Source organism: Natranaeroarchaeum sulfidigenes, from assembly GCF_017094485.1.
GTDB classification, from domain to species: Archaea; Halobacteriota; Halobacteria; order Halobacteriales; family Natronoarchaeaceae; genus Natranaeroarchaeum; species Natranaeroarchaeum sulfidigenes.
The window spans coordinates 1,884,822-1,907,839 of sequence record NZ_CP064786.1; the positions used below are offsets into that span (position 1 = coordinate 1,884,822).

27 protein-coding genes and 1 tRNA gene are annotated in these 23,018 nt (G+C 60.5%); 21 read left to right on the plus strand and 7 right to left on the minus strand.

Annotated elements, in window-relative coordinates:
• Positions 1-47: 47 nt before the first annotated feature.
• Positions 48-539, minus strand: coding sequence for a redoxin domain-containing protein (locus AArcS_RS09720; protein WP_238479996.1), 492 nt, complete (start codon positions 537-539; stop codon positions 48-50).
• 138 nt (positions 540-677) lie between these two features.
• Between AArcS_RS09720 and tatA the strand changes: the two genes are divergently transcribed.
• The 4 genes from tatA (at position 678) to AArcS_RS09740 (ending at position 5,181) form a co-directional block, all read left to right on the plus strand.
• The gene (gene tatA, locus AArcS_RS09725) at positions 678-974 is read left to right on the plus strand and encodes a twin-arginine translocase TatA/TatE family subunit (protein WP_238477223.1); all 297 of its coding nucleotides are present in this window, start codon (positions 678-680) and stop codon (positions 972-974) included.
• A gap of 27 nt (positions 975-1,001) precedes the next feature.
• A tRNA-Arg gene (locus AArcS_RS09730) sits at positions 1,002-1,074 on the plus strand.
• A 505-nt stretch (positions 1,075-1,579) separates the two neighbouring features.
• Entirely contained in the window at positions 1,580-4,384 is a 2,805-nt protein-coding gene (locus AArcS_RS09735) for a DUF1508 domain-containing protein (protein ID WP_238477224.1), read from the plus strand.
• Between the two features lie 47 nt (positions 4,385-4,431).
• A complete protein-coding gene (locus AArcS_RS09740) occupies positions 4,432-5,181 on the plus strand; it encodes a 4-phosphopantoate--beta-alanine ligase (protein ID WP_238477225.1) in 750 nt (249 codons plus the stop codon).
• A 46-nt stretch (positions 5,182-5,227) separates the two neighbouring features.
• On the opposite strand, the gene AArcS_RS09745 is transcribed toward AArcS_RS09740, so the two are convergent.
• Positions 5,228-5,896, minus strand: coding sequence for an AMP-binding protein (locus AArcS_RS09745; RefSeq protein ID WP_238477226.1), 669 nt, complete (start codon positions 5,894-5,896; stop codon positions 5,228-5,230).
• 189 nt (positions 5,897-6,085) lie between these two features.
• On the opposite strand from AArcS_RS09745, the gene AArcS_RS09750 reads away from it, so the two are divergent.
• The 4 genes from AArcS_RS09750 (at position 6,086) to ahbB (ending at position 10,056) form a co-directional block, all read left to right on the plus strand.
• The gene (locus tag AArcS_RS09750; RefSeq protein WP_238477227.1) at positions 6,086-7,021 is read left to right on the plus strand and encodes a sulfide-dependent adenosine diphosphate thiazole synthase; all 936 of its coding nucleotides are present in this window, start codon (positions 6,086-6,088) and stop codon (positions 7,019-7,021) included.
• Between the two features lie 9 nt (positions 7,022-7,030).
• A complete protein-coding gene (locus AArcS_RS09755) occupies positions 7,031-7,801 on the plus strand; it encodes a DUF7001 family protein (RefSeq protein WP_375139602.1) in 771 nt (256 codons plus the stop codon).
• 63 nt (positions 7,802-7,864) lie between these two features.
• Complete coding sequence (locus tag AArcS_RS09760) at positions 7,865-8,992, plus strand: radical SAM protein (RefSeq protein WP_238477228.1); 1,128 nt, start codon at positions 7,865-7,867, stop codon at positions 8,990-8,992.
• Positions 8,989-10,056 carry a siroheme decarboxylase subunit beta gene (gene ahbB / locus AArcS_RS09765; RefSeq protein WP_238477229.1) on the plus strand — a complete coding sequence of 356 codons (1,068 nt, stop codon included), beginning with the start codon at positions 8,989-8,991 and terminating at the stop codon, positions 10,054-10,056. The genes AArcS_RS09760 and ahbB overlap by 4 nt, the downstream gene beginning before the upstream one ends.
• A gap of 7 nt (positions 10,057-10,063) precedes the next feature.
• Here ahbB and AArcS_RS09770 read toward each other — a convergent pair whose 3' ends face one another.
• The 4 genes from AArcS_RS09770 to dcd form a co-directional block, all read right to left on the minus strand.
• Complete coding sequence (locus AArcS_RS09770; protein ID WP_238477230.1) at positions 10,064-11,359, minus strand: hypothetical protein; 1,296 nt, start codon at positions 11,357-11,359, stop codon at positions 10,064-10,066.
• Between the two features lie 55 nt (positions 11,360-11,414).
• Positions 11,415-12,149 (minus strand): class I SAM-dependent methyltransferase, encoded by a 735-nt coding sequence (locus tag AArcS_RS09775; RefSeq protein ID WP_238477231.1) that lies wholly within the window; start codon positions 12,147-12,149, stop codon positions 11,415-11,417.
• Positions 12,150-12,213: 64 nt separating this feature from the next.
• The gene (locus AArcS_RS09780) at positions 12,214-13,110 is read right to left on the minus strand and encodes a thiamine-phosphate synthase family protein (RefSeq protein ID WP_238477232.1); all 897 of its coding nucleotides are present in this window, start codon (positions 13,108-13,110) and stop codon (positions 12,214-12,216) included.
• Positions 13,111-13,211: 101 nt separating this feature from the next.
• Positions 13,212-13,799, minus strand: a complete 588-nt coding sequence (dcd, locus tag AArcS_RS09785) for a dCTP deaminase (protein ID WP_238477233.1) — start codon at positions 13,797-13,799, stop codon at positions 13,212-13,214.
• A gap of 301 nt (positions 13,800-14,100) precedes the next feature.
• Between dcd and pth2 the strand changes: the two genes are divergently transcribed.
• From pth2 to AArcS_RS09840, 11 genes are all read left to right on the plus strand, one after another.
• Positions 14,101-14,439, plus strand: coding sequence for a peptidyl-tRNA hydrolase Pth2 (pth2, locus tag AArcS_RS09790; RefSeq protein WP_238477234.1), 339 nt, complete (start codon positions 14,101-14,103; stop codon positions 14,437-14,439).
• Positions 14,439-15,794 (plus strand): tRNA pseudouridine(13) synthase TruD, encoded by a 1,356-nt coding sequence (truD, locus tag AArcS_RS09795; protein ID WP_238477235.1) that lies wholly within the window; start codon positions 14,439-14,441, stop codon positions 15,792-15,794. Before pth2 ends, truD begins: the two co-directional genes overlap by 1 nt.
• A 112-nt stretch (positions 15,795-15,906) precedes the next feature.
• On the plus strand, positions 15,907-16,629 hold the full coding sequence (locus tag AArcS_RS09800) for a DUF2103 domain-containing protein (RefSeq protein WP_238477236.1): 723 nt from the start codon (positions 15,907-15,909) through the stop codon (positions 16,627-16,629).
• Positions 16,630-17,353: 724 nt separating this feature from the next.
• Entirely contained in the window at positions 17,354-18,565 is a 1,212-nt protein-coding gene (locus tag AArcS_RS09805; RefSeq protein ID WP_238477237.1) for an orc1/cdc6 family replication initiation protein, read from the plus strand.
• A gap of 458 nt (positions 18,566-19,023) precedes the next feature.
• On the plus strand, positions 19,024-19,233 hold the full coding sequence (locus AArcS_RS09810; RefSeq protein ID WP_238477238.1) for a hypothetical protein: 210 nt from the start codon (positions 19,024-19,026) through the stop codon (positions 19,231-19,233).
• 156 nt (positions 19,234-19,389) lie between these two features.
• The gene (locus tag AArcS_RS09815; RefSeq protein WP_238477239.1) at positions 19,390-19,656 is read left to right on the plus strand and encodes an eL43 family ribosomal protein; all 267 of its coding nucleotides are present in this window, start codon (positions 19,390-19,392) and stop codon (positions 19,654-19,656) included.
• A gap of 2 nt (positions 19,657-19,658) precedes the next feature.
• On the plus strand, positions 19,659-19,793 hold the full coding sequence (locus tag AArcS_RS09820) for a DNA-directed RNA polymerase subunit P (RefSeq protein WP_066378269.1): 135 nt from the start codon (positions 19,659-19,661) through the stop codon (positions 19,791-19,793).
• Between the two features lie 10 nt (positions 19,794-19,803).
• Positions 19,804-20,067 (plus strand): KEOPS complex subunit Pcc1, encoded by a 264-nt coding sequence (locus AArcS_RS09825; protein WP_238477240.1) that lies wholly within the window; start codon positions 19,804-19,806, stop codon positions 20,065-20,067.
• 135 nt (positions 20,068-20,202) lie between these two features.
• The gene (locus AArcS_RS09830; RefSeq protein ID WP_238477241.1) at positions 20,203-20,586 is read left to right on the plus strand and encodes a prefoldin subunit beta; all 384 of its coding nucleotides are present in this window, start codon (positions 20,203-20,205) and stop codon (positions 20,584-20,586) included.
• Positions 20,587-20,593: 7 nt separating this feature from the next.
• A complete protein-coding gene (locus AArcS_RS09835) occupies positions 20,594-20,836 on the plus strand; it encodes a DUF3194 domain-containing protein (RefSeq protein ID WP_238477242.1) in 243 nt (80 codons plus the stop codon).
• A gap of 74 nt (positions 20,837-20,910) precedes the next feature.
• A complete protein-coding gene (locus AArcS_RS09840; protein WP_259372684.1) occupies positions 20,911-21,258 on the plus strand; it encodes a disulfide bond formation protein B in 348 nt (115 codons plus the stop codon).
• Positions 21,259-21,269: 11 nt separating this feature from the next.
• On the opposite strand, the gene AArcS_RS09845 is transcribed toward AArcS_RS09840, so the two are convergent.
• Positions 21,270-21,821 (minus strand): GMP synthase subunit A, encoded by a 552-nt coding sequence (locus AArcS_RS09845; RefSeq protein ID WP_238477244.1) that lies wholly within the window; start codon positions 21,819-21,821, stop codon positions 21,270-21,272.
• 145 nt (positions 21,822-21,966) lie between these two features.
• Here AArcS_RS09845 and AArcS_RS09850 point away from each other — a divergent pair, with 145 nt between their 5' ends.
• Together AArcS_RS09850 and surE are read left to right on the plus strand one after the other, a co-directional pair.
• Positions 21,967-22,107 (plus strand): hypothetical protein, encoded by a 141-nt coding sequence (locus tag AArcS_RS09850; RefSeq protein ID WP_238477245.1) that lies wholly within the window; start codon positions 21,967-21,969, stop codon positions 22,105-22,107.
• Between the two features lie 61 nt (positions 22,108-22,168).
• Positions 22,169-22,963, plus strand: a complete 795-nt coding sequence (gene surE, locus AArcS_RS09855; RefSeq protein WP_238477246.1) for a 5'/3'-nucleotidase SurE — start codon at positions 22,169-22,171, stop codon at positions 22,961-22,963.
• The last annotated feature ends 55 nt before the right edge of the window (positions 22,964-23,018 follow it).

Genomic DNA, 23,018 nt, shown 5'->3' on the forward strand with positions numbered 1-23,018 from the left:
ACCGGTACTGAGTGTGGGAACGGGAAAAAGTCCTCCGAGTGCACTGTTCAGAACACGATTCGGTTCTCCACGGCCGCACCAGCCCGAACAGCTGCGTCGTAGTCGGGTTCGACGCCAGGGTTGTCACCGCTCCATTTGTAGGTGATTCGTCCATCGCCGTCGACGATGAACACCGATCGCTTGGCGACGCCATTGACCTCTGTGTCGGTAAAGTCATTCGAGACACCGTGGTCGTCGAGAATCTCTTGGTTCAGATCGCTCACGAGTCCGAACTCGAGGTCGTTCTGACTGCGGAACTCGTTGAGCGCAAATGGAGTATCCCGGCTGATGCCGTACAGCGTCGCTCCCACGTCCTCAAATGACGCGAGCTGGTCCTGGGATCCACACATCTCGTCGGTACAGATACTCGTGAACGCGCCCGAGAAGAACACAGGTGCGATTGGACCACTGTCGAGCTCCTCCGAGAGCGTTACCGACTCGATGTCACCGGTTGCAATCGGTGCAGTAAAATAGAGTGCGTCTTCGCCCGTATTAACTATCACGCCGTGCGTTGTCGGGTTTCCGTCAAATCAGTTCCGTTTGGGGGAGAACGCATGGAGGAGCGGCGATCCGGTATCGTGTCTCTGAAATCCCATGCAAAAAGCCTATAATCGCGAGCGAGCAAGCAACGTATAGAGATGGCAGTTGAAATCACACCGCTGTTCGCTGTGCCCGGCGGGATGGAGCTAGTGGTGGTCTTGCTCATCGCAGTGCTTTTGTTCGGTGCAAACAAGATCCCGAAACTTGCTCGGTCGACCGGCGAAGCGATGGGGGAGTTCCAGAAGGGCCGAGAAGAAGTGGAACAGGAACTACAGGAAATTCGAGAAGGAGCCGATGTCGACACGGACATCGATACGGATATCGACACCGACCTCGACACTGACACGACCCCGTCGAGCACCGACACCGAAACTGAAACCGAGACGAATAACTAGTCGCCTTTTTATCGAGTCATGTTGCCTGGGCGTGTGGCCTAGCGGATAGGGCGAAAGGTTCCTAACCTTTCGATCGCGGGTTCGAATCCCGTCACGCCCGTTCTCGTACCGAGCGCTAGTGAGGTCGAGAACGAACCGCAGGGATTCGAAGTACGGATCGAGGGGGCGGAGCGACTGACGTTCCGGTGGTTCGAATCCCGTCACGCCCGTTCTCGTACCGAGCGCTAGTGAGGTCGAGAACGAACCGCAGGGATTCGAATCAGGGAGGTCACGCGCAGCGAAGCGAGGACGTCTTCATGTGGTTCGAATCCCGTCACGCCCGTCATCGACTGCGAGTTATAGCGAGTAGTAATGACGACACCTCGGGACTCGACCCCGAGAGACACAGCCCGCACAATAGGTGAAGCGTACGAGCACGATTGTCTCCGCTCGGATCCATGCCACGCCCGTCTCGTGCAACGACGTCAGAGCGAGCCATAGCCCAGTGAGTGAACGCTGTTCTGACAGTGTGAACTGGATATTTCATTTATGATTTTAGACATGTGTAAGACATTACATTCAGAGGCAGCTTTATTGTAGATTGTTTCATCGTTTTGTTCGTTACAATGTCGAACGCTAACATACGGGGTGGAATCCTGTTCTCGCTGTACGAGCAGTATATCGGAGAACCGAAATCGAAAAAGCAGGTATACGGCTACTGGCTGTTCATTATCGGGTACGTGCTCGGGTTCGCGGGGATCCTGTTGTTCGTCACCGAACTCTGGCAGGCGGGCGATCCGAACTGGTTCCTGCGTGGCGCGGGTGTCTCACTCGCGGCGGGTGGGTTGCCGCTCGCGATGTTCGGGATCGTGTTACTCCTGCCAGTGCGCGAACGAGGTATCCACGCCACACTCGTCGGACTGGGTGTCACGTTTATTGGTGTGATCGCATTCAATCTCGCTTATCCCAGTAACTGGTGGGTTGACTCCGCGGCCGACTACAGTGGTGTTGTCGTCGCGATTTATTCCGTGGGACTGGCCATCGTCGCGGGGGTGATCGTACTGGTGCCGATCCTCACCGGGAAAGAGGGGATGCTCGTGGAAGACGAGATGCAGGGGCTCGACGCACACCCACCTGTGCTGGTCGGCCAGAAGGACCACGGAACCCTGTTCAGCGTGTTCCGCCGCCCCGGATCGGAGTGGACGTGGCGAGCCGTCCAGCAAAGTGCACTCGCTACCGGGATAGACTCGCTGGAGAGCCGAACGGCCGCAAAGGACGCAGTTGATACCCTGAAAGCGAAAGTCAACTCGGCGCGGTTGCTCGAGATAACGACAGCAGCGTTTCGGCTATACGAGAACGAACAGGGGGTCTGGCGGTGGGTGCTGATGCGGGACGACGGGAGCGTCATTGCGGAGAGCGTCGATCAGTACGATAGCCGTGACGAGGCCGAAGACGCAGTCAGTTTCACGAAGGATCGGGGACCCGATGCACCGTTGCTGGATATCGAGGGGGCAGCCTTCGACGTCTATCGTGACGGCGATGACTGGCGCTGGCGACTCCTCGATGAGGAACGGACGGTGATGGCCGAGAGTCCGAACCGACACGCCGACGAGGCAAGCGCGGAGGACGCTATCGCATCTGTAACGGACCGTATCGGAGATGCTCGAGTGCTGGCATTCGACTCGTTCGGCGTCGAACTGTTCGAGGATGGCGGAGAGTGGTGCTGGCGTCTACTGGATACAGCTGATGAAGAGGTCGCACGCAGTGCTGTCGGGTTCGACTCGCGGCGCAACGCAGAGACGGGTGCCGACGAGGTACTCGATCAGTTCGGATCAGCGACCGTCCTGCATAGCGGCCAGCCAGGGATCGAAGTGTATCAGTCCGGATCGGACTGGCAATGGCGGCTACTGGATGATGACGACGAGACGGTTGCAAGAAGCCCGGGTGGAGCCGGCGATCGGTCGGACGTACAGCAGGGAGCAGAGCGGCTGTGTGCGGAGGCTGCTGACGCAAAGACCGTTCAGTTTGACGGTGCGGAGTACGAGATCTACCGTGCAAACGAGGGATGGAACTGGCGGTTTGTCACCGACGAGCGTGAGGTCATCGCCGACCACACGCAGGGATACGAGACCATCGAGGACGCCGAAGAGGCGATTGAACGTGTCAGAGAACAGGCCAGCGAGGCCGACCTGTTGGAGTTCGAGACGGCAGCGTTCCAGCAGTACCAGACCGTCACCGGCGACTGGCGCTGGCGGCTGATCGACGAGGACGGCGCAGTGCTCGCCGATAGCGGGCAGGCCTATGACTCCAAAGACGACGCGGGCAATGCTATGGTGACGCTAAAAGAGAAAGCGCCGGACGCAGAACTGCTAGAGATCGAAACCGCGGCGTTCGAGCTGTTCCAGAACGACAACGATAGCTGGGGCTGGCGGCTGATCGACGAGGGTGGTCGGCTGGTCGCGGAGGGCGCAAAGAGCCATGCGACAAAGCAAGGCGCGCGAGAGGCCATGGACTACCTCGTGGACAACTCACCCGGTGCGGATGTAGAATCGATCGACGGAGCGATCTTCGAGGTCTTCAGTGAGGGGAGCGACGACTGGCAATGGCGCTGTCTCTACGAGGACAACACCATCATTGCCGAGAGTCCAGAGGGATACGCGACCCGAGACGATGCGGAAGGAGCTATCGAGCGCGTCAAACCGAACGCCACGAGTGCAGCGATTCATACGATCGAGGGGCTGGCGTTCGAGATCGATCCGGATTCGGAGTATCGGTGGGACGTGCTCGATCAGCAGCGCGAGACGGTTGTGGTCGGTGGACGCAGCTACGAGGAGGCCGAAGCTGCCGAATCAGCGATCGAGGAGCTGAAAGCTAACGCCGGTGACGCGACGACGTTCACGATAGAGGACGCAGCAATCAGGCTCCAGCAATCGGAGAGCGGCTGGAGCTGGGAACTGATCGACCGTGACCGTACTGTGTATGCCCGGAGTGGTGGACAGTACGACACACGGGAGGTGGTGCTGGACACTATCGAGGAGCTACAGGTGCTCGCCCCGGATGCGGAGTTCCTCGAATTTGAAACGGCTGGTATCGAAATCGTCGAAGCTGACGACGGCTGGCGCTGGCAACTCCTGAACGGCGACGAGGACGTCGTCGCGGCGAGCGCAACCGTCTACGAGGAACGATCCGCGCTCATCGATGCTATCGATGACATCAGAGACCTACTGGTCAGTGCGAGCATCCTGGAGATAGACGATCCGACCTTCGAGTTGCACCAACAGGAGGGCGGCTGGATCTGGCGACTCGTCGACGAGAACGGGATCGGTCTCGCCGAAAGTGCCGAAAGCTATCCAACTCGCTCGGCGGCTCGTGAGCGGATGAATACGCTCAAAGAGCAGGCCCCGGACGGCTCACTGTCGGTCGCCGGATAGCGACGAAGCCGACGCCGTTTTTACTCGGGATAGGCGATACTCTCATAATGAGCGACGAGGTGGATGTTCCGGAAAGTCATCCGAGGTATCATTCATTACTGACAAGACATCGGATCGAGGCTGGCGTTGAAACGGGAATCACAAGCCAGCAGGGGCTAATCGCCCAGGGTCGTGGCGAGGCGTTCGATTACCTGCTCGGGGAAGAAACGATTCCGAGTGCGGATCGGGCAGCACGGACAGCCGCGGCTGCACTGCTGCGGGCAGACAAGCCGGTTCTCTCGGTCAATGGTAACGTAGCCGCACTGGTCCCTGAGGAGACGGTTGCGCTTGCCAATGCGGTTGACGCGGATATCGAGGTGAACCTGTTCAATCGGACCGAAAAGCGAATCGAGCGGATCGCCGATCATCTCGGAGCACACGGTGCGGAGGAGGTCAAAGGATTAACCGCGGACGCCCGGATCCCCGGCATCGACCACGAGCGTGCGAAAGTTGATTCTGACGGGATTTACAGCGCCGACGTGGTGGTTGTCCCACTGGAGGACGGTGACCGTGCCGAAGCGCTCGGCGAGATGGACAAGACCGAGATCGTGATCGATCTGAATCCGCTCTCGCGGTCACCACAGGTCGCATCGATCCCGATTATCGACAACGTCGTCCGGGCCATACCGAACATTACAGAACACGCTCACGACCTCAAAAGCCGATCGGAGCCGGGACTACACTCGATTATCGAGGAGTTCGATGCCGACACAGCACTGCGGGAGGCAGAACGGACAATCCGGGAGAGCGATAACTGATACAGTACTTGCCGGAGTCAAATAAACGAACCGGAGGTTCCCACCGTCAACATGGGTTCGGGCTTAAACTCGCGGAGTCGGGCTGGATCTCCTCGTAAACCGGGCCAAGAGCCACAATCGGCTTCTGACGGGAGGGCTCGGCTTCACTCGCCGCTTCTTGAAGATCCCCGTGAGTGTACGTACGGGGGGCACCGTCCCCATCGGTTGGGCCGTATGTGAGTACGGCATCGTCATCCTCAGCACGTTCTATCAGGTTTCGACCGGTACGAGCGCCTGATGGGTTGATTCCACTGTTGTCGAGGAACTCCTCATAGCTCATCCCGAAGTACGAATCGATATCGACAGTGATGATGAATTGCATCGAAGATGACAGTGAAATAAGCGATACGGGCGAGCGGTCGTCAACAACGAGTGCAGTGGAGCCCACTTCATCAAGTCCGTCAGCAACCTCCGAATCGAACAGGTCAGGCGAGAACACAACTGGAACAGAGCCGTTTCGAAGCGTGCCGTAGATAGCAACCAGCAAGGTTGCCGGATCGGTGAGACAGATCCCGACCGAGTCGCCTTTGCCGATCTCGTGAGCACGGAGCCCACCAGCGAACCGGTCGGTTAGCGACCAGAGCCGTGAAAACGACAGTTCTGGGTCGGCGTCGATGGCGGTCGTATCCTGATTGTCCATTGCGGCCAACTGTAGCACGTTCACGATGTTGCTCATCGAATGACGAAACGCCACTTTGGTATAAGTTGGTTGGGTAGGTATGAACTTACCAATAATATTGGCGTAATTGTGCTGTGATGTGGTAAAATACTGACCATTCAAACAGTATCCAGTGGGATTTGGGCCGGTGCTTCGTCTATCAAGACCATAACCCATATTAACTATCTAGTGGTAACACCTAGTGGTATGAGCGACAACTTTGAGAAATTCAGCGATGTCGGCGAAGCGGACGTAACGCGAGCGATCGGACAGGAGTGGACCGAGGAGTTCATGGATTTCTCGGATTCGGACGTGATCATCGTCGGTGGCGGCCCCTCCGGACTGACGGCGGCGAAAGAGTTGAGCGAGCGTGGCGTGAAGACGATGGTCGTCGAGAAGAACAACTATCTCGGCGGCGGTTTCTGGCTGGGCGGGTTCCTGATGAACAAGGTCACGGTCCGTGACCCAGCCCAACAGATCCTCGATGAACTGGACGTTTCGCACAAACAGTCCGAGGACAGCGAAGGGCTGTACATCGCAAACGGTCCCGAGGCCTGTTCCGGCCTCATCAAGGCTGCCTGTGACGCGGGCGCGAAAATGCAGAACATGACCGAGTTCACGGACATCGTGATCCGTGAGAACCACCGCGTCGGCGGGATCGTCATGAACTGGACGCCCGTCCACGCCCTGCCCCGCGAGATCACCTGCGTCGATCCGATCGCCGTCGAGGCAGACCTGGTCATCGATGCGACCGGCCACGACGCCATGGCGGTCAAGAAACTCGACGAGCGCGGCGTCCTCGATGCCCCGGGGATCGGCGACGCGGAAGAATCGGCGACGGGCATGGACCAGACGGGCGACGACTCCTACGGCGCACCGGGCCACGACTCGCCGGGCCACGATTCGATGTGGGTCGGCAAGAGCGAGGACGCCGTCGTCGAGCACACCGGGCTCGTCCACGACGGCCTGATCGCCACCGGGATGGCGACCGCAACGACCTATGGCCTGCCGAGGATGGGTCCGACGTTCGGTGCCATGCTCGTCTCGGGCAAGCGCGCCGCACAGATCGCCCTCGACGAACTGGGCGTCGACGCCGAGCCGGTCGACGTCACGTCGCGGTCGGCGACACCTGCAGACGACTGATCCGGGACGATGGTGGAGCAAGTATCGTTGTATCGCCCGCCCGATTCGTCGGTCGCAGACGCCGACGAAATCGCCGAGTGGCTGCGTTCCCGGATCGACGCCGAGGTGAGTGTTCGCGAACGCTTCCTCGCCCGCTGGCAGACCGAGGCCCTCCCCGAGCAGTTCGCCAGTGCACGTGTGCTGGATCCGTACAACCGTGAGACCGGTAACACGATGCTGGGGATCGTCCGGTACGAGGAACGAGCGCTGGAGAATCCGGCGCGTGAGGGCGGCGTCCTCTACGACGGTCTCGCAGTACAGCGCGCGCTCAACGACGTGTTGCCCGAGAGTGAGACGTCGCTTGATCACGCACACGTCGCACTGATCAATCGAGCACTGGGGACGTGGGGCGGTCACGACGGGCGCTGGCACAAGCGCGTCAACGTGCTCGGCCAGCCCGCGCTGGTCTCGGTTCCGGGCCTGTACGAGGCTCCCGCGAAACCCGAGAGCTACTACAGAGAAAAGCAAAAACACGCGATGCTCTCGGGCGACGCGCCGCCGAGAGAAGTGCTGGAGAATCAGGTCGAGGGTGAGTTCCTCGTCGAGAACGACCCACGAACGACTGAGGCTCTGAAGGGATACGTCCTGCAAGCGGTCCACTATCTGGACACCGGCGAGCCCTTCTGTGAAAGTGAGGAATGTCGGCTGTTCAACGCCCACTATCAGGAAGGTGTGGTCGAAGCGCAGTTACACGGGTCGGAGTTTTGCGAGCTGCACCGTGAGCAGTACGGTCTCAGCTGAGCCAAAAAACCACCGTCGTTCGACGCCGGCCATTCATCTGTCCACTTCCCCGAGTCCTAACCAATGCACTCGTCTTCGAACCGCCCATCCCACGGAGGGGGACACCCACATGAGAACCATGAGAGGGATCGGTCGGACTCGGCCGGAGCGCATCCGCATGCGCGTGACTACTCGAAGACGCCGCTGGTCGTCACCTGGGAGGTGACACAGGCCTGTGAACTGGCCTGCGACCACTGTCGTGCATCAGCAAAGCCCGAGCGGCACCCAGAAGAGTTGAGTCTCGACGAGGCGACCGAGCTCTTCCGGCAGGTCGCCACGTTCGATCCGCAGCCGTTCTTCGTGTTCACTGGGGGTGATCCACTACAGCGACCCGATGTCTTCGACCTGCTGGAACGTGCAGTCGACGTCGGTGTAACGCCTTCGATTACCCCGGCGACGACCCCACAACTGGACAGGCAGGCAATCGAGCGGTTCGCAGATATCGGCGTCAACCGGATGGCGCTGAGTCTCGACGGCGCGACCGCCGAGAGTCACGACCAGTTCCGTGGCGAGTCCGGCACCTTCGAGACCGCGATCGAAGCGGCGGAACACGCTGCCGACCTGGGACTGTCGATCCAGATCAACACGACAGTCACAGCTTCGACTGTCGACGAACTGCCCGCAATCGCTGACCGTGTCGAGGATCTCGGTGCAGCCATGTGGGAGGTGTTCTTTCTCGTCCCGCTGGGTCGAGGAGCGGCGCTCGAACAGATCACGCCCGGACGTGCCCGTGAGGTAATGGAGTGGCTGTACCGGCGCGGCACCGACGCCCCGTTTCGGATCATCACGGTAGAAGCGCCGTTCTATCGACGGGTTGCTCGGGAGTTACAGAGCGAGGCGGGGTCTTCTGCCGGGGCCGTCGGGACGACCGGTGCGGGCAACGGATTCGTCTTCGTGAGCCATACTGGCGAAGTGTATCCCTCGGGCTTCCTGCCGGAATCAGCGGGTAACGTCCGCGAGACTCCGCTTCCCGAGTTGTACCGGAACGACGGTCTCATGGAGCAGCTCCGTGCCCGAGAATCGTTCGACGGACCCTGTGGCGACTGCGTGGTGACTGCAGAGTGTGGCGGATCGCGATCACGTGCGTTCGCCGCAACCGGAACCCCGACCGGGAGCGATCCGCTCTGTCCATGGGCCACGGAGGAAGGATGACTGACGCGACCAGAGAGCTCGACGAGATCGACGCGCTCCTGCTCGATAGATATCAGAGCGGCTTCCCGGTCGAGGAACGCCCTTTCGAGGTCATCGCGCGTGAAACGCCGTACTCCGCAGACGTATTGTTCGAGCGTCTGCAGAGCCACGTGGACTCCGGTCTCGTCCGCCGAATCGGCCCGGTTCTCGACCCGTCTGCGATCGGTGCGTCGACGCTCGCGGCCCTCCGAGTCCACGAGGAGGCGTTTGCGGAGGTCGCCGACGTCGTCAACGAGTTTCCGGAGGTGACTCACAACTACCGGCGGGACAACGAGTGGAACATGTGGTTCGTGGTAACTGCCTCCTCATCGAACCGGTTGAACGACGTCCTCACGGACATCGAGCGTCGGACGGGCTACGATCCGCTCAGTTTGCCCAAGCTCCGCCAGTACTGTCTCGATCTTCAGTTCCCGGTCGTCGCCGACCGGACGGAGGGGATGACGGAGATGGAGAGTACCGGGTCGGGAAAAACGGCGAGTGCCGGGCCAGCAAAATCGGAGGGGGCAACCACACCGTCGGAGCGTCGGAATACCGACCGCCAACTGACCCCACAGGAGTGCGAAGTCCTCGAACGGATACAGGACGGGTTCGCGATCAGCGAGATGCCGTACCGAACGGTCGCATCGGCGCTGGATGTCGACGTGACGACCGTGCTCTCGACGATCCGTCGGTTGCTGGACGACGGCTTCGTAAAGCGAGTGGGGATCGTTATTAATCACCACGCTGCAGGGTTCACAAGCAACTGTATGCTCGCCTGGCGGGTCCCTTCCGAGGAAATAGACGAGGTTGGCGAGCGGGCGAGCAACCAGCCGTACGTGACCAAATGTTATCGCCGGGTTGACCGGCCCGACCGTGACTGGAGCTACTCGCTGTTTACGATGCTACACGGTCGTGAGGAGTCCGCCGTGTCGGAGTGGATCAACGAACTGGCCAACGACATCGTGCAGTACCCGGGGGTCAAACTGGAGACGGTCGAACGATTAAAACAGACCGGGACGCAGTACAGTGATCTGCTGGATTCTTGAGCCGGGATCACGAGCTGACCGTCGCGTCAGCACCGGTGGCCGAAGTGGGGGTTGACTGCGCCGGGGTCGTCAGTGCTGGCGCAGCCGTCGTCGACCCGAGATCGATGTCGATCGTTCCGTTCGTCGCCGTGGTATCGACTGCAGACCGGAACTCGTCAGGGCCGATCAGTACGGACACCGTTCGGTCGTCGACTCGCTCGACGACGGTCCGATCAGCCCAGTCGTCGGTGCGGGAATCGAGCTTCGAGTCGAAGGCGGCGGCGAACGCATCGGCGTTATCCTCGCTCTCCCAGTGAGTAGTCCAGACGAAAGCCTCCTGCCCATCCACGTCCTCGAATGCGACGAGTTCGTCGTCGCTCCAGCCCGCTGCCGCATCGGTGGCCTCGTCGTGCGACAGTTCGGTATCGAGTACGATTCGGGTGTACAGTTCTCCTTTCCGATCCGTTCGCTGGACGGACCAGTCGGAGTTGCTGGTCTCGACGTCGACGTCGAGATCAGTCGCCGGGGGGTGGCCGTCCGGATCCAGCATCTCAGCGGTAGTAACTGGATGCGAGCGATACACCTCCGGGAGTTCGTCGGCACTGTCGATCTCGGCGTGTACGTATTCGGCACCGTAATGATACGGGGCGAGCAGGAGTCGGTCACCGGCCGGGGCCGCCTCGTAGGACGCCGCCATCTGCTCGGACTGGGCGGGGAACTCAGGGAAGTTCTCCTCAGTGTATTCGTCGGCGACGTAGACCGCACCCCCTTCGATCAGCGATGTCTGGAGAAGCTCCTCATCGGTCGTCCCCGGAGCACTGCGAAGCCAGCTTGCGAACATCCCGTCGGCGAACTGGATCGCGTGAGCGTACTCGTGGACCAGCACCTGCTCGACTTCCTCGTCGGGCCCGTCCGGGAATACATAGACGCTGCCGGGCATCGCCAGCCCGCTTGTGCCGCTACCGCTGGGCGAGCTTTCAGTGGCGTTCAGTGCGTCCTGAAACTCCGACTGCTGTGGCTCGAACGCCTGGTCGGCACCGGCGGGCATCTCGTCGACGAACAGGTCCGGCTGTTGTGCATCCGAGTCCATCATCGTCGCGACCTCGTCCCAGACGGCATCCTCATCGAGGTCGAGGTCCCGGTGGGATTCAGTATCAGCATCATCTCGATCCGCGCTAGTCGTAGAATCGTCGCCAGCAGGCGCTTCCTCGCCCTCGATCTCCCCGCCGTTCGCCACGTCGGGCGGCGGGGTGGGAGCAGTACAGCCAGCAAGCAAGAGGAGGGCGGCCAGGACTGCTGTGAGCGCAACTCGACGGGACACCATGTTACTGTAGGAAGAACTCCATCGAAATAAATGCATTCGAAGGGGGTTTCGGTGATCAGCGGCGGATCCGTCCGCCTGTCAATCGAACGATTCCCCCTGCGAACGTCGCCTCTGTCGTCTCATTCGCGCGTTCGCGGAGCGCATCGTGTCCGGTAGCGATTCGCCTGTCGAGCGTTCCATGCGGGTCCGTGTCGTATCGGAGCTTCGTGGTTGGTGGGGTCGAGAGCACGACGACCGCACGGAACAGGGCATTTAGCGGAGCACCGTACCAGCGCTCGCTCCTCGCTGCATTTACCAGAACGAGATGGCCCCCGGCGGTGAGAAGATCGCACCAGTCCTCGATCCCGGTTGCAGGATCGTCAAGCATCCCGACGACGAACGTGGCGAGGACGGCATCGACACCGTGACTGTCGGGAGTGCCCGCCCCGACCGCTGAGAGTGGCGGTGCAGTCGCGTCACCGTGAATCAGATGAACATTGTCGTACGTGCCCACGAGTTCGTCGGCCACATCGAGCATCCCGCGGGTGTAGTCGATGCCGATTACCGTTCCCTCGGGGCCGACGCGCTCGCGGAGATAGGGGAGGTTCGCGCCCGTCCCACAGCCCATCTCGACGACCGTATCACCCGGTTCGAGGCAGAGGGCGGTTGCGGCGCGCGTCCGAAGCCGGGCGATCCCGGGTGTATACCGGGCAAGCGCATCGTAGAGACGTGCCCACTGACCGTAGAAGGCCTGTGCATCACTCGTCGACGTGCCAGCCGTATCTTCCGTGGTCGGCGAGTCGGACGTCATCTATCCTCAACGGTCGGCGGGCCAGGTGTCATCTATACTCGTTGGTCTGCAGGTCGTATCCCATCTATAGTATCTCACGAACGATACCGGCGACAGTCTCGGCGTCCTCACCGAGCACGTACACGATCGGTTCGATGCCGTAGCCGCCGGTCTGGTAGAGAATCGTCGGATCGTCCGCGTCGGCCATCGACTCGCGGATCGCCTCGCTCGTTTCGGCTTCGGCGTCGAACTCGACCGTCTCGTAGCCTGCCCCGGCGAACCGCTCGACAAGATGGGGATCGTACCGGAGATTGACCGCGGCACGAGCCGTACCGCCGTGCTGGCGTGTCGCGAGGAGAATAGAAGCCACGTGCTCGCTGACGCCGAACTCGGGGTCACCGGGAATCGTCGCTTTTCCCTTGACGTCGAAGATCCGACCGGGGACACCCGCCACGTCGTCCACGCTGTCGGCCTCCGGCAGGCAGACGACGAGGTTCGAGCCGACGTTTGGGATCAGCCCCGCGAAGCCGCTTGCGTTTTCGAGCATCCGGAGCCCGCGTCGAACAGAGGTGAGGACGCGCTCGGCCGATCGGAGATCGTTCTCCGGGTCGTGGATCCGTATGGTGGTGTCGTACTCCGCGAGTTCGGGAACCGCCTCCTGATGGAGTTTGGCAAGTATATCGCCGTCCTCCAGCTGGCGGATCAGCACCTCGGCCTCGACGAGCGCCTGTACGGGACGCATATCTCCAGTGGTCAACCCGTCCGCGATCTCCTCGATGAGATCGATTACACGTTCGTCAGTCTCGATACGCTCGTTCCGGCTCACGTCGCCGTGGACGTACTTCGAGACGGCACTCTGACTGATCCCAAGGACGGTTGCGACCTCGTTCTGTGTCAGGTCCCGTTCGCGGAGTTCCTCCGCGAGCATTGACCGAAAGGTCGGCAGAAACTCCTCGACGACGATCTCCTCGATAAATTGCATTCTTGCAGGTCTGTTCGGTCGGCAGGGAAATAACTCTGCGGCTCTGTCGGTACAGGGTTTCACCAGGTTACGAGGTCGTCACGAGCCTGCCGCGAGACACCTCACTGATCGCCGCCGAACTCGCGGTCGCCGCCGATCTTCGACGCCTGTGGGCCGGACTGATCCTGATACTTCGAGCCGCGTTCCGCGCCGTAGGGACGCTCTGCAGGAGAAGAGAGTTCGGTGAACGTGAGCTGTGAGATCCGCATTCCGGGTTCGAGTGCGACCGGCGCAGCACCGAGATTCGACAGTTCGAGTGTGATCTGTCCCTTGTAGCCGGGATCGCACAGACCCGCCGTGGCGTGGACCACGATCGCAAGTCGCCCGAGCGAGGATCGCCCCTCGACGTGAGCGATCAGATCGGCCGGGATCTCGACGCGCTCCTCTGTCGTTCCGAGCACGAAATCACCGGGATGAAGGATGAACTCGTCGTCCGGTTCGACGACCGTCTCGTCGACGTACTCTTCGAGTTCCTGCTCGCTGTCGGGATGAATACAGGGGATGTTGGTGCGCTGGAACTCCAGAAACTCACGGCCCAACCGGAGGTCGACGCTGGCCGGCTGGATCTGGATGTCGAGGTCGTCGAGCGGGTCGATCACGAGGTCGCCCGCTTCGAGGCGCTTGAGGATATCCGTATCCGAGAGTATCATACCCAGTACGAAACCGGGCGGGTGCCTAAAACTTATTCTTCGTCCGGCCGTGGTGATCCGCGTTTGTGGAAGAGCACCCAGGGGCATCCGATGCCTGTCCCGTCGTGACGTCTGACAGCGGTCAGGTGTTACATTGTAAACGATGTAACAATGTTACATCGCCAGCAGGGACAATGTTACATCGCCAGCAGGGACAAGGTTACATCGCCAGCAGGGACAAGGAGCGATCGGATGTGGGACGAACGGCCTCGGATGCCGGACGAACGACAGCGGTTAAGCGGGCGGGCACGCACGTTGGCGTATGAAACAGGCCATCGTCGCACGGACGGATATCGGAATGGGAAAGGGAAAACTCGCCGCACAGGTGGCACACGCCTCGCTGTCGGCCTACGAAGATACGGCGGGGCCGGAGCGCCGAGAGTGGAAAGGCGGCGGACAGAAGAAGGTCGTGCTGAAAGCGGACGGCGAGCAAACGCTGTTCGAGCTGGCCGATATTGCGGAACGGAAGGGACTCCCTACTGCGATCATTCGTGACGCTGGTCACACGCAGCTTGATCCGGGAACCGTGACGGCGCTCGCAGTCGGCCCCGGCGACGAGCGAGTCGTCGATGAAGTGACCGGCGACCTCTCGCTGTACTGATGCAGCGAGCACATCCGACCGAACGGGAAGTCGGGATAGAGTGGTACGTCAGCGAGAGCGAGGGGATCGGTGGCGTGCTTCGCGGGCGCGACGAGGACTTTCGGGTGCGCGAGATCGAGCATTTCGAGACGCAGCCGCTCGATGCAAGTCCCGACGCGTACCCGGACGTCGTCTTCCGGACGACGCTCCGGGGCTGGGACACCAACGACTTCGTCTCGCGGCTCTCGAACGAACTCGGGATCAGCCGCGAACGGCTCTCGTGGGCGGGAACGAAGGACAAACACGCCGTCACGACACAGCTGTTCAGCGTCCGTGGCGTCGATCCCGATCAGTTCCCCGAGATTTCACGGACGGACGTGGAATTTGTGGGCCGTGCCGGGCGGCCGATCGAATTCGGTGATCTGGTGGGCAACGAGTTCGAGGTCGTGGTCAGCGAGGCGTCGACACCCGGACGGGCCGAGGACGTTCTCCGAGAGCTACGGGAGTTCGGCGGTGAGGGAGCGGAGGGAGACGCGATCGGCATCCCGAACTGGTTCGGACAGCAACGCTTCGGCAGCCAGCGACCCGTCACCCACGAGGTCGGCCTGCACGTCGCCGGCGGGGAGTGGGAAAAGGCGGTGCTGTCGTACGTCGGCAACCCGTTTGAGGCGGAGTCCGAGGGAACGCGCCGGGCACGAGAACGGGCGGATGAGGCGGCAAAGGGTGATCGGGACTGGGCTGGCGTACTGGAAGAGTATCCGCGGCGGCTCCGGTACGAGCGCTCGATGCTCCACACTCTCGCGGAGAACGGCGGGGAGACGCCCGCTGATTTCCGGGAGGCTCTGGAGACGGTCCCGAGCAATCTCCAGCGACTGTTCGTGCACGCCGCCCAGTCGTACGCGTTCAATCTGATGCTGAGCGAGCGCCTGGAGCGGGGCCTCCCCTTCGATCGACCTGTTGCTGGCGATGTTGCCTGCTTTTCGGATCGGGGGGGACCAGCCGAACTCGTCGTGCCGGACATCGACCGACTCCAGCGCGTGACGCCGGATCGTGTTGATACGATGGAACGCCATTGTTCGCGTGGGCGTGCGTTCGTCACCGCACCACTGGTCGGCACCGAGACCGAGCTTGCTGACGGTGAGCAAGGTGACATCGAGCGGTCGGTGCTGGACGAACTGGGGCTGGAACCGGAGGATTTCGATCTACCGGGTGAGTTCGACTCCACGGGAACCCGTCGGGCGATCCTCCTCCGGACCGAAATGGACGTCACGACGGGGGACGAGAGAGCGACATTCGAGTTTGGGCTGCCGAAAGGAAGCTATGCGACCGTCGTGTTGCGGGAGTTCCTGAAAGCGGACCCAATCGAGATGGGTTGACTGGCAGGATCAGTGAAGTCGCGGACAATAGCAGACGATTCGATACGGATCGGATGGACACTCACCGACGGAGAAACACGCCTGTTTTACACGCCGCACAGTAAGTGCGAGTATGGAGTGTCGGCGCTGTGCGAGTCCACTGGACCGGCCGGGCGATTACTGTCTGGTCTGTCACACTGCCAACGCCGACACTGTGGTGCTCGATCTGGATCGGGACCGTGCGACCGTGACGATTCTCGACGACGACGACGTGCTCGGGGAAACGACAGTGACGACAAGACCCGAGGACGGCGATGAGGAGGAAGTCGTGGAACTGCGCAACTTCGGTGGCAAGATCGCCGACGAGGTGCGACGAAAACGTCCTGACGAGGTGTACGCGACGGGCAACAGAGAGGTGTTGCGGTCGGCACGAGCACAGTTACACTACGATTTCTATCGGATCAATAGCGACGGTCGTCCTGTCGAGGCCGTGATCGAACGGCGGGGAGAACGGGCACTCGACGTCGTCGATCTTGCCCCCGAGGAGAAACTGGGTGGATCACACACGACCCTGATCGGAGGTCGAGACGGGCGACGGGCGATCCAGACCGTCGCTGGGCATCCTCACGTCAAGAAGGTAATTCCGGGACCGATTGATGCCGGCGGAGTGGGGTCACAGTCGGGGCTCCGTGCGAAGGTGACCCGAGCCGATACGAACGGCAACGTGAGACTGCTCCTGCGGGACGGATCGAGTGTTCAGGAAAACCGGATCGTCACGACAGCACGCGATATCGATGGCGGCGAGTTCGTCAGGGAGGACCTCAATGACGCGCTGGACGAGGAAGGACTGTACTAATGTGGTACACGACTTCCGGAGTCCAGTCTCCCGTTCCCTGTGGCGAAACACGAGTATTTCTCGTGGTATGCGATAATTGTGTCCCAGAGGTTCCGAGACAGTCCCTCCCCCACCCCACTGTGTCGAGTGTTACTGCTTGGAGGAGTGGGGGGAGGGGGAAGGGTGGGTCGATAGGGTGGGGAAAGGGTGAGTAAAACGGAGACGTACACCAGTACGTCGAATGATATCATAGGGATGCGTCCGGATGTTCCGCCACCTCTATGGGTCCGGATGTTCCGCCACCTCTCCCACCCCACTCTGTCGAGTGTTGCTGGGATATTCTATGTACCGAGGAACACTAGTTCTCCGTCCAGCACGAGTAGTTTTAAATCCCCTCTCGTAATTGAACATCCTGTCACGAAATGCAACCCAGTCACGCGAGATAACGGACTTCCCGTAGTTCGTGGTAGTTGTGATTCAGATACTGTTTTGTTACAGATACATCGAAACCTGTTTATTAAACACGCCCGGAGTAGAACACCTGACGGAGTGGTGTCAGACGATATGCGCTCGTAATACCATACCACTTCAGAGCATCACCCCTCCCGACGCCACCACACCCAGTCACAGGGAACAATCGCACGGAACAGTGGACAGACTGGGGGTGTTGGTTTATATAATATCTAAAACAGACGACGCACTCGACACGGTGGTTTTATATGGGGCCTGTTCTATGGTTACTCAAATGCCGCTTTTCGATCGGGATACGACTATCTTTCAGGACGAGGACGTCCTCCGGGAGGACTATCAACCCGAGTCGATCCAGGAGCGAGAGGAAGAACTCGACGCGTACAAGACGGCGCTCCAGCCGGTAGTAAACGGTGCCCAGCCGAGGAACATCTTCCTGTACGGGAAGACAGGCGTGGGGAAAACCGTCGCAACCCGCTATCTGCTCGACCATCTACAGCGGGATGTCGCCGAATACGACGACGTCGATCTCTCGATCGTCTGGTTGAACTGCAATAATCTCACATCATCATATCAGGTTGCGGCCCACCTCGTCAACGAGCTCCGCGGACCGAACGAACAGATTAGCACGACTGGGTATCCACAGCAGACTATCTTCGACATGCTGTACGACGAGCTGGACTCGCTCGGGGAAACCGTGCTGATCGTACTGGACGAGATCGATCACATCGGCGACGACGACGACCTGCTATACGAACTCCCACGTGCTCGGGCGAACGGTTACCTCTCGCAGGGAAAACCCGGGATTATCGGTATCAGCAACGATTTTAGTTTCCGAAGCGGACTGTCGCCCAAGGTCAAGGACACGCTCTGTGAGGAGGAGATACACTTCTCGCCGTACGTCGCAAACGAACTCGAATCGATCCTTCAGCAGCGTGCCCAGAACGCGCTCCACGAAGACGTCCTCGCCGCTGGCGTCCTGCCGCTCTGTGCAGCCCTCGCAGCGCAGGACACTGGAAGCGCACGACAGGCCCTCGACCTGCTGTACAAGGCGGGCGACCTTGCCCGGTCACAGGACGTCGAAGGCGTTGAAGAGAAACACGTCAGGGAAGCACAGCGTGCGCTCGAACGGGGACGGATCAAACAGGGAATGGTTGATCTCACCCAGCACGGCCATCTGTCGCTGGTCGCCGTGTTGAGTCTCGCCCTCGAAGAAGAGACGCCCGCACGTGTCCGCGAGATCTATCCACGATATCGCTCGGCTGCAGAGTACGTGGGGACGAACCCACTCGTCCGCCGGCGGATGCACGACCACCTTTCGGACCTTGCCATGCAGGGGATCCTCTCACGAAACACTCGCAACGAGGGCCGTGCCGGAGGAAAGTACTACGTCTACGACCTCGACGTTGCCGTCGACATGGTGCTTGACGTGATAGAAGACCTGGAGACCGTCGATCTTCCGCCCGACGTGTTGCGTCATACTCCGTGACCCGTACCTGTACGGTACTTCACTGATTCCTGTGCGGTACTTCCTGCGATCGCTTCCCTCTCCTGGCGCTCTCCCATCTGGAAACAGCTGTAGCTACCCCACACCCACAGTATTCTCCAAGAACACTCGACAGGGTGGGGTGAGGGTGTCAGGTCATCCACAACCACTATTCGCCGACCTGAACGTACCAGCCTACGTCAGGTGGAGGGGCTAACCAAATAGAGGAGGATTCACAGGGAGTCGAACAGCCGATACAAACCCAGATACACAACTACCAACTGTCCAGTTTCAGGCCCCCACCCACCTCCCCGAAGGAACACTGGACACAGTGGGGTGGGTGGGTCCCGTTCCCCAACACTCCCGTCGAAGTGCGAACACTCGACATAGTGGGGTGACTCTGTTCCCTGAGGGAACCCCCGACGTTTACCTGCCACGCCGTAATTACATATAATTAGAACGTGACCTCACGACACGACATCGTACTCGCTGCACTGCCAGCTCTGGCGGTCAGTGGTATCGTCGTTCAGTACCTCAATTCACTGTTCACGGCGGTACTCGGAATACACGTCGGACTCCCGGAGCTCCCGCTGGTGCTCGCTGGGCTGTCTGCTGCCGTGCTGGTCGTGTGCCACGAGGTGTTCATCCAACCACCCGTTGAACACTACTGATTGTCGACCCGAAAAACGTAGATAACGACAATACGCCACATGGAGACAGTCAACACCCGATCGGGACAGTCAACACCTGATACGGAGACTTTCGATACACCCGTATCGGCCCAACTCAAAGGGTTTATGAAGTCGCTCGAACTACCAATCGGTACTATGGCCGAAGGCAAACGACGACAGACCGGAAGTTCGGGCCGCTTCGGGGCTCGCTACGGTCGCGTCGCACGAAAACGCGTCTCCGAGATCGAGAGTGACATGCAAAACGCAACCGTCGACGGTGACGATGTCAAACGCGTCGGCACCGGGATCTGGATTAACGAGGAGACCGGCGAGAAGTTCGCTGGTGGCGCATACCGACCGGACACACCTGCCGGACGTAGCGTCAAACGATCGATCCGCGCCGCACTCTCCGAGGACGAGTAACGATGTCGTACAAGTGCTCGCGCTGCAAGCGTGACGTCGAACTCGACGAGTACGGGGGCGTGCGCTGTCCCTACTGCGGGCACCGTGTACTTCTCAAAGAACGGAGCCGGGACGTAAAGGAAGTCGACGTCGAGTAGACGCCTCCGTATGGACGCGTTCGTACACGGAGCGACCTACACGTTTGCGTACGACTCGGCTACTGTTGCAACGATAATCGAGCGGAGCATCCGCCCAGAGGTCGGCGATATTGACGACGAGCGCTCGAAGGTCTCCCTCTCTCGCTCGGACTCAACGATAGAAATCACCGTCGAAGCGACTGATCTGGTCGCACTCCGGGCAGCCTCGAACACCTGGTTGACGCTGGTCGACGTGGCCGAGTCCCTCGCCGACCGCGGCAGAGCATGTCGCTGACTCCGGCCGATCGGCGGATCCGATCTGCGGACACGTAGTGGCACTGTCGGCTATCGAAGGTCACGTGACGACCAACGAATTTGAGTTGCAACCATAATGACGGGGTTTTTCCGTCCGGACCTCCACCTGAGAAGTATGCAAGGCAACCTACCGCCGGAAGCACAGGAGAAACTCGAACAGCTTCAGGATCTTCAGGAGACCGCACAGCAGGTCGCAACCCAGAAGAACGAGGCCGAAACGCAGCTCAACGAGGCCGAACTGGCGCTCGACGAGCTCGAAGATATCGACGAGGACACCGTCATGTATCAAGAGGTCGGCGAACTGCTCGTCGAGACGGACTACGAGACAGCGAGCGAGGATCTCGAAGAGAAGGTCGACAGCCTCGAAATCCGCGTCGAGACGCTGACCAAACAGGAAGAGCGCGTGCAAGAGCAGTTCGAGGACCTGCAGGGCGATCTCGAAGAACTGCTTGGCGGCGGCCCCGGCGGCGCGCCGATGGGCGGTCCCGGCGGCGCATAAAGACACGATGCCAGACGACGAGGAAGTGGTTCAGACGGCCGCTGAAGCCGCTGAGGGGTTGATCCTCTCGCGAGTGAAGAACTCGAACGTCGAGGATGTCGACGTGACAGTCACCTTTGAGGACGGCGTGCTCGATGTCGACGTCTACCTCAACGCACCCGAGGCCGACGAGGACGAGCAGGTGGTCGCCGACGACGCCGCACTCGCGGCCCAGTCCGCTGTCGACGACCTGTTCGAGGACGCGTCGTAACGCGCTGACGCGCCCGCCTCTTTTTACCTGCAATAGACACCACAAGTGACCGGTTTCGCGTATCAGCTGGTAGCCTGTATTTCAGTCTCGGGATGGGATCGACGCCCTGTGATCTCTGCTGGTGCCAGCGGATTTTCATGTATCCGCTGGTCGTGATCCTGGGTATCGGGGCGTACCAGAACAACGACAGGCCCGCGCTGATCCTCCTCTCGCTCTCGGTTTCGGGCGCACTGCTGGCGGCGTCTCACCCCCACATTCAGTACGCGACCGTCGGGGTCGGCTCCTGCACTGTCGGCGGCGGGTGTACCACCGTTCAGTACGAACTGCTCGGGCTCAGTATCCCGAACATGGCGCTGATCGGGTTTCTGTTGTTCATCGGAATAGCGATCGTGGGCGTCCTGGACGGCCAGTTGAACAGGTAACGTCTGTCGAGTTACTCCTCGCAGATCGCGCGGAAGTTCTCGAACAGTTCCTCGCCTTCCTCGGTATGGGCAACTTCGGGATGCCACTGGACGCCGTAGAGGTCGCGACCTGTGTTACTCATCGACTCGACGCCGCAGACATCGCTTTTGCCGGTCAGCTCGAATCCTGCTGGCAGTTCCTTCACCTCATCGGCGTGGCTCGCCCACACGCGCGTTTCGGGATACAGTGAGCCAGTCAGCGGATCGTCTTCTTCAAGCAGTTCGACTGTAACGTCGGCGTAGCCGCCGTACTCGCCGCCGCCGACGCGCCCGCCGAGTTCGTCGGCGATGATCTGCATCCCGAGACAGATACCCAGCACCGGAATATCGAGATCGAGATACTCCCCGCAGCGACCGATATCGTCGATATCCGGCCCGCCCGAAAGGACGAGCCCGTCAGCGTCAATCTCCTCTGGTGGCGTCTCGTTGTCGATCAGTTCCGTGTCGATGCCCATGTCCCGGAGCGCGCGCTGCTCCAGATGCGTGAACTGGCCGTGGTTGTCGACCACGTCGATCTTCGTCATTGGCAGGCGCTACTCACGCGGCGAATAAAAGCCGTCCGAATGCGCCCAGTATGGCGGGAAATGCGCGATCGTGGGACACGAAAACGATATGCCAGTTGATCCTCGTGTGCATAGAATTAACACGATACCACTCATTCATCCGCATATGGTAACCGAGCGTCTCTCCCGGTTCGATCATCCGGCATGGATCACTGCTGTCAGCACGCTCATAGCGTGGGGGATCATTCTCGCAGTGGTATTCGTCGCCCTGTTCGCAGTCCCATATCTCGCTGTGACACTGCTGTGACGAAGCGAGACGATCCAGTCGGTATCGGTGTGTTTTTCGCTTCCGCGTTCGACGGTGGTGCATGGACGAGACTGAGGACCTCGAAATCCTCCTGACGAACGACGACGGGATCGGCAGTGTCGGAATTCGAGCCCTACACGACGCGCTGGCCGAGGTCGGTAACGTCACAGTCGTCGCACCAGCGGACGATCAGAGCGCGGTTGGGCGGGCGATTTCGACCGAGGTCGAGATCGAAGAACATGCGCTGGGCTATGCGATTCAGGGAACCCCATCCGACTGTGTCGTTGCAGGACTGGAGGCGATCGGCCCGTATCCCGATCTCGTCGTTTCGGGCTGTAATCGCGGTGCAAATCTGGGTCAGTACGTCCTCGGACGATCGGGGACGGTGAGTGCGGCGGTCGAAGCGGCGTTTTTTGGCGTCCCGGCGATCGCCGTCTCGCTGTACGTACCGACCGGTGATCTCGCGTTTCACGAAATAGAGGTGACGCGCGAGGACTACGCGGAAGCCGTCAGAGCAACCGAGTATCTTGCAGAGCGGGCAATCAGCGAGGGGGTGTTCGAGGACGCCGACTATCTCAACGTCAACGCGCCGGTCCCGGACAACGAGCCGGCGGGGATGACGATTACCAGCCCCTCACACGTCTACGACATGGATGCGACTCACAACGGGGACTCGATTACACTCCACGATCGGATCTGGGAGCGGATGGCAGAGGCCAATATCGACGACCCCGAGGGGACGGATCGACGCGCCGTTGTTGAGGGGAACATTAGCGTCTCACCGCTGACGGCACCACATACGACCGAACACCACGACGCGCTGGATACGCTCGTCGGCGACTACGAAAATTGCTGAGTTCGAGCCGCGATAAGTCGATCCCTCAACGTCGGCACAGTCCGGGAATTTGTAA

What these genes read in the sequence shown, in the direction of transcription:
- AArcS_RS09850 (WP_238477245.1), top strand. Translation starts at nt 21,967, where the DNA reads ATGGTAACCGAGCGTCTCTCCCGGTTCGATCATCCGGCATGGATCACT.
- dcd (WP_238477233.1), bottom strand. Translation starts at nt 13,799, where the DNA reads ATGATACTCTCGGATACGGATATCCTCAAGCGCCTCGAAGCGGGCGAC.
- AArcS_RS09740 (WP_238477225.1), top strand. Translation starts at nt 4,432, where the DNA reads ATGAGCGACGAGGTGGATGTTCCGGAAAGTCATCCGAGGTATCATTCA.
- AArcS_RS09775 (WP_238477231.1), bottom strand. Translation starts at nt 12,149, where the DNA reads ATGACGTCCGACTCGCCGACCACGGAAGATACGGCTGGCACGTCGACG.
- AArcS_RS09825 (WP_238477240.1), top strand. Translation starts at nt 19,804, where the DNA reads ATGGACGCGTTCGTACACGGAGCGACCTACACGTTTGCGTACGACTCG.
- AArcS_RS09760 (WP_238477228.1), top strand. Translation starts at nt 7,865, where the DNA reads ATGCACTCGTCTTCGAACCGCCCATCCCACGGAGGGGGACACCCACAT.
- AArcS_RS09750 (WP_238477227.1), top strand. Translation starts at nt 6,086, where the DNA reads ATGAGCGACAACTTTGAGAAATTCAGCGATGTCGGCGAAGCGGACGTA.
- AArcS_RS09770 (WP_238477230.1), bottom strand. Translation starts at nt 11,359, where the DNA reads ATGGTGTCCCGTCGAGTTGCGCTCACAGCAGTCCTGGCCGCCCTCCTC.
- tatA (WP_238477223.1), top strand. Translation starts at nt 678, where the DNA reads ATGGCAGTTGAAATCACACCGCTGTTCGCTGTGCCCGGCGGGATGGAG.
- AArcS_RS09845 (WP_238477244.1), bottom strand. Translation starts at nt 21,821, where the DNA reads ATGACGAAGATCGACGTGGTCGACAACCACGGCCAGTTCACGCATCTG.
- truD (WP_238477235.1), top strand. Translation starts at nt 14,439, where the DNA reads ATGCAGCGAGCACATCCGACCGAACGGGAAGTCGGGATAGAGTGGTAC.
- AArcS_RS09820 (WP_066378269.1), top strand. Translation starts at nt 19,659, where the DNA reads ATGTCGTACAAGTGCTCGCGCTGCAAGCGTGACGTCGAACTCGACGAG.
- AArcS_RS09800 (WP_238477236.1), top strand. Translation starts at nt 15,907, where the DNA reads ATGGAGTGTCGGCGCTGTGCGAGTCCACTGGACCGGCCGGGCGATTAC.
- AArcS_RS09805 (WP_238477237.1), top strand. Translation starts at nt 17,354, where the DNA reads ATGCCGCTTTTCGATCGGGATACGACTATCTTTCAGGACGAGGACGTC.
- AArcS_RS09735 (WP_238477224.1), top strand. Translation starts at nt 1,580, where the DNA reads ATGTCGAACGCTAACATACGGGGTGGAATCCTGTTCTCGCTGTACGAG.
- AArcS_RS09755 (WP_375139602.1), top strand. Translation starts at nt 7,031, where the DNA reads ATGGTGGAGCAAGTATCGTTGTATCGCCCGCCCGATTCGTCGGTCGCA.
- surE (WP_238477246.1), top strand. Translation starts at nt 22,169, where the DNA reads ATGGACGAGACTGAGGACCTCGAAATCCTCCTGACGAACGACGACGGG.
- AArcS_RS09815 (WP_238477239.1), top strand. Translation starts at nt 19,390, where the DNA reads ATGGCCGAAGGCAAACGACGACAGACCGGAAGTTCGGGCCGCTTCGGG.
- pth2 (WP_238477234.1), top strand. Translation starts at nt 14,101, where the DNA reads ATGAAACAGGCCATCGTCGCACGGACGGATATCGGAATGGGAAAGGGA.
- AArcS_RS09780 (WP_238477232.1), bottom strand. Translation starts at nt 13,110, where the DNA reads ATGCAATTTATCGAGGAGATCGTCGTCGAGGAGTTTCTGCCGACCTTT.
- AArcS_RS09830 (WP_238477241.1), top strand. Translation starts at nt 20,203, where the DNA reads ATGCAAGGCAACCTACCGCCGGAAGCACAGGAGAAACTCGAACAGCTT.
- ahbB (WP_238477229.1), top strand. Translation starts at nt 8,989, where the DNA reads ATGACTGACGCGACCAGAGAGCTCGACGAGATCGACGCGCTCCTGCTC.
- AArcS_RS09835 (WP_238477242.1), top strand. Translation starts at nt 20,594, where the DNA reads ATGCCAGACGACGAGGAAGTGGTTCAGACGGCCGCTGAAGCCGCTGAG.
- AArcS_RS09745 (WP_238477226.1), bottom strand. Translation starts at nt 5,896, where the DNA reads ATGAGCAACATCGTGAACGTGCTACAGTTGGCCGCAATGGACAATCAG.